Raw genomic sequence first — 3785 nt, 5'->3', positions numbered from 1 at the left:
GTCCGTAGACCCATGGTCAACAGGGACCTTCACTTCAAGCATGGAGAAGCCCACGCCGGACCCATGCTGCGCGGCCTTTGGACGACGCTTGCGCTCGCTTCGCGAGGAGCGCGGCTTGTCTCAGGAACAGCTTGCGCACATCGCAGGCCTCGATCGCACATACGTGAGTAGCTGTGAGGCGGGGCGTCGCAACGCCACAATCAAGACGGTCGAGCGCCTGTCTCGTGCTCTCCAGGTTGATCCCGCAGCCCTGGTGTCTGACGTCTGCAAGTAGGTGCGCATCGACGATGGCTACGGCTAACGTGTTGCGCATAACGCGCGCGCCAGTACCTTACGCCGCGAAGCGACGACGCGCTTCTGCGCGTCGTGTTGATGCGCTTGTTGGGCAGCAGGCCAGCCTAGTGAGCGGACTTCTTCTCATCCGGCCGCCGAGTCGCGGCGAACCAGATGACGTACACCCATGAGAACCAGCTGTGAAGGATCGCCCACAGAATGGACCGATTGCGCTGCCACGAGCAAACGACCGCGAGGACAGAGCCCAGTCCAATGCCCGCAGTGGCCGCGGCCTGGGGATCAAATGTCACGTTCACATTGCACCTTCCATCTGCTCGCCGCTTAGCACTACTGGATCTGCGTGATTGACGAGAACAACGGCATGTAGAGCAGCGGGACGAGCAGCGATGAGATCGCGAGGTACGCCACTACCGGGACGAACAACAGCCCGATCCAATACTTCTTCGCCAACCGGTACATCAACGCGAAGATAGCCACATCGACGACGACGAAGATCAGCGACAACAGGCCGTTGCGGCTCAAGGTGAGTGTCAGCTCGACAGCCCCGGGCAAAGTGCCGCCCATTTCCGCCGAGAAGGATGCCAGCTGGGGCATCACCGTCAGCGTGATGATGACGTGGACGAGCACGAAAGGTAGCGCGACCAGCGCAGCGATGATCGCGACCACACGAAAGCGTCGCTCATCGAGACGCATCGCCTCTTCGCCGAGTGTCGCAGGTCCTAGCTCGTCCACGATTCTCCTGTCTGCCCAACGCTCTTGGGCGTAACCCGCAACGCCTACGCCCGGTCCCTGCCCGAGTCTACCTGACGCGGCGTTGTCGGGTTGACGCCCGGGTTAGTGAGCTCTCGACCACAGTGCGGACAGCGCTCACATGACTGCTTGGACTTCTGGATCTCCTCGACGAAACCGGCTCCGATAATCCCAGTGGGCAGTGCGAACATCCCGATTCCCAAGACCGCTATGCTGCCGGCGAGCACTTTGCCGAGAACGGTGACTGGATACATGTCCCCATACCCCACCGTAGTCAGGGTGGCGATCGCCCACCACATGGTCGCAGGGATGCTGGAGAAGACCTCCGGTTGAGCGGGGTTCTCCACGTAGTAGAGCAGGCTTGAAGAGATGATCAGAAGGAGTCCCATGAGCACGGTAGTAAGGACCAGTTCCTCCTTCTTGGCGCGGAACACCCGCTTGATGAGGGCCAGTGAGGAGTAGTACCTGCCGACCTTCGCCACACGCGCCAGCCGCAGCAGCCTCAGCGCCCGCAGAGAGCGCAAGTCAACTCCGACGAACGGCAGGTAGAATGGCGCAACTGCTGCCAGATCGATCAGCGACAGGGGCTTCAGAGCGAAGTGAAGCCGACCGCGAATACCACCCTCGAATCGAGAGTCCACCGTGCAAGACCACAGCCGCGCCACGTACTCTGCGGTGAACACGGCTACGGAGAACACTTCGAAGCCGTCAAGGACCGCGCCCCACCGAGCGTGAATCGACTCAACCGAGCCGAAGACCACTGCCAGCACGTTCAGGAAGATGAGCGACAGAATCGAAACGTCGAAGGCACGGCTGACCCTGTCGCCATCGCCAGCGACCTCGACTACCTCCCACACGCGCCTTCGGATGCCCACGCGTCCCTACCCGAGGGCAAGCGCAACGACGCAGGTCATGAGTGCTAGCAGCAGTGTGGGCATGAGGCACCCTCCGCCGGTGATCATCTTGCCCACCTTGCGCTGGCGTCCGCTCTTGGTCAGAGGGATGCCGGTCGCTCGCGAGATTCCGGACTTCGCCCGGGTAACACCCGTGGCGCGCTTCCAGGAGAACCCACCTCTGTTCGCCATGACTCCCCCAAGTAGTCGTCGAGAGTCTCACTAACGTTCTTTGGCGTGAGCTGCGAGGCGCCCACGCGCGCTTCCAGCCCGAGTCTACCTCACTAAGGCGCCGAGTCTGCTCGACGCCAGGGTTAGCCGCCAACCGGCTCCTGCGGCTCAGCCGGGATCTGGGCGTCATGCCACACGCCCACCACCCACACAGTGTCGGCTTTGTCCCGGTAGAAGAACCGGTATGAGTCGACCAGGACCTCGCGGAATCCGAGAGCCGGGAACTCCGGAATCACGCGGCCCGAGCCGGGGAACTCGATCAATCGTGAGAGGTCATGGTTCGCTCGCTCCTTGAAGCCGCGCGCCGCCGAGGGCCTGTCGGCTCGGATGTAGGCGAGCGCCGAGAGCCACTGCGCCCGAGCAGGTGGAGTGAAGCGGACCTTGCGACTGACACTCACGGCGCATCCAGAAGCTCGTCTGCTTCTGCCATCACCACGTCGAGGTCGAATCCGGCACCGGCCTCGATATCGGCCTCACCCTGGGCGAGGATTCTCAGAATCTCAAGCTCGCGCTGCGTTCGCTCGTATGTCCCTGCGCTGACAAGGACAGCAGACGCTCGTCCGTGCTGCGTGATGAAGACAGGATCTCCGGAAGTTGACGCGCGCTTGACGATCGCCGACGCGTCTTGGCGAAGCTCACTGATGGGGATGATGTTGGGCATCGCGCTCATTTGTGGTACCTCCTTAGGTAGTGCATATGGTACCACATATGGTTGTGCGGCTAACGCTCTTGGGCGTAACCCGCAACGCCTACGCCCGATCCCTGCCCGAGTCTACCTCACACGGCGTTGTCGGGTTGACGCCCTGGTTATGCCTGGAGCGCAGGAACGTCACAGCGAAGAAGATCACCGCGCCGAGGAGGCCGGCGACCATGCTGAGATCGTAGACCGCTGAGGAAGGAATGAGCCCCAACGACGGGTTCGCTTGCGAGACCGGGGCGAAGGGCCGGATGTCCGTGTAGATGAGGCTGTCGAGCGCGACGTGGCTCAATGAACCGATGAACGCGCTCGCAAACGCGACGGACCACGGGACCGTCAGGGCCCTGCGAGTCGGGCGCGGACCGAGCCGAAGCGCGACCTGGGCGAGGTACTTGCCCGAGACAGCGGCGAACAGCGCGATGGCGACCGCCGCGGCATAGGTGTGCGTGAAGCCATGGAGCGTCCCCCGGTTCGTGAGCATGACGACCAGCGGCTGCGTGTCCATGATCACCTGGGTCCACCCGAAGACCATCAGGCTGAAGCTCCCCCGCAGCAGCGACTTGACGAGGATGCCCGGGCCCATGTGATACGGAGTGAACGGCACGCACTTCTCCTAGGCATAACGCCTCTGCGCATAAGCTGCGCGCCATCAGCTTTCAGGTCGATTCTACATTGTGCGCGTCAGCTTGATGCGCTTGTTAGGCACGTCATTCGGGAGTGGTCATGCCACTGCTTGCCGGCAAAGTCGCCCCCTGCACCGAAAGACGATCCCAGGTCGAACGTGCGAGGTCGAGCCCGCGCAAGTCAGTGCTGCTACCTGGCGGGACGATGATCACGACGCGACCTGGAGCGGCACCCTTCAAATTGGTCTCGACCACGGCAGACAGCGACTCGGCGCTTGGCTCGAGAACGGCGACATC

The 3785-nt window shown here is 62.5% G+C and carries 9 protein-coding genes; 1 reads left to right on the top strand and 8 read right to left on the bottom strand.

Annotated elements, in window-relative coordinates; translation table 11 throughout:
* Positions 1-40: 40 nt before the first annotated feature.
* Entirely contained in the window at positions 41-274 is a 234-nt protein-coding gene (locus KGZ40_09635) for a helix-turn-helix transcriptional regulator (protein ID MBS3957768.1), read from the top strand.
* 124 nt (positions 275-398) lie between these two features.
* Here the strand turns inward: KGZ40_09635 and KGZ40_09630 are convergent, their stop codons facing one another.
* The 8 genes from KGZ40_09630 to KGZ40_09595 form a co-directional block, all read right to left on the bottom strand.
* Positions 399-590 carry a hypothetical protein gene (locus tag KGZ40_09630; protein ID MBS3957767.1) on the bottom strand — a complete coding sequence of 64 codons (192 nt, stop codon included), beginning with the start codon at positions 588-590 and terminating at the stop codon, positions 399-401.
* A gap of 31 nt (positions 591-621) precedes the next feature.
* The gene (locus tag KGZ40_09625) at positions 622-1026 is read right to left on the bottom strand and encodes a hypothetical protein (protein MBS3957766.1); all 405 of its coding nucleotides are present in this window, start codon (positions 1024-1026) and stop codon (positions 622-624) included.
* A gap of 44 nt (positions 1027-1070) precedes the next feature.
* Positions 1071-1919, bottom strand: coding sequence for an ion transporter (locus tag KGZ40_09620; GenBank protein MBS3957765.1), 849 nt, complete (start codon positions 1917-1919; stop codon positions 1071-1073).
* 6 nt (positions 1920-1925) lie between these two features.
* Positions 1926-2129, bottom strand: coding sequence for a hypothetical protein (locus KGZ40_09615; GenBank protein MBS3957764.1), 204 nt, complete (start codon positions 2127-2129; stop codon positions 1926-1928).
* 122 nt (positions 2130-2251) lie between these two features.
* Complete coding sequence (locus KGZ40_09610) at positions 2252-2566, bottom strand: type II toxin-antitoxin system RelE/ParE family toxin (GenBank protein MBS3957763.1); 315 nt, start codon at positions 2564-2566, stop codon at positions 2252-2254.
* Positions 2563-2838: a type II toxin-antitoxin system Phd/YefM family antitoxin gene (locus KGZ40_09605; GenBank protein MBS3957762.1), complete on the bottom strand. Its 276-nt coding sequence runs from the start codon at positions 2836-2838 to the stop codon at positions 2563-2565. Before KGZ40_09605 ends, KGZ40_09610 begins: the two co-directional genes overlap by 4 nt.
* Before the next feature lie 79 nt (positions 2839-2917).
* Positions 2918-3469, bottom strand: coding sequence for a DUF4184 family protein (locus KGZ40_09600; GenBank protein ID MBS3957761.1), 552 nt, complete (start codon positions 3467-3469; stop codon positions 2918-2920).
* A 103-nt stretch (positions 3470-3572) separates the two neighbouring features.
* On the bottom strand, positions 3573-3785 hold a 213-nt coding region (locus tag KGZ40_09595), incomplete at its 5' end, for a hypothetical protein (GenBank protein MBS3957760.1).

The sequence above is a fragment of the Clostridiales bacterium genome (assembly GCA_018333995.1).
Classification (GTDB): domain Bacteria; phylum Actinomycetota; class Coriobacteriia; order Anaerosomatales; family SLCP01; genus JAGXSG01.
Note: the sequence above shows the minus strand (reverse complement) of the source record. Positions and strands in the feature narration are given on the sequence as shown.

Coding starts and splice junctions, on each gene's coding strand:
- KGZ40_09635 (MBS3957768.1), top strand. CDS start 41: ATGGAGAAGCCCACGCCGGACCCATGCTGCGCGGCCTTTGGACGACGC.
- KGZ40_09615 (MBS3957764.1), bottom strand. CDS start 2,129: ATGGCGAACAGAGGTGGGTTCTCCTGGAAGCGCGCCACGGGTGTTACC.
- KGZ40_09605 (MBS3957762.1), bottom strand. CDS start 2,838: ATGAGCGCGATGCCCAACATCATCCCCATCAGTGAGCTTCGCCAAGAC.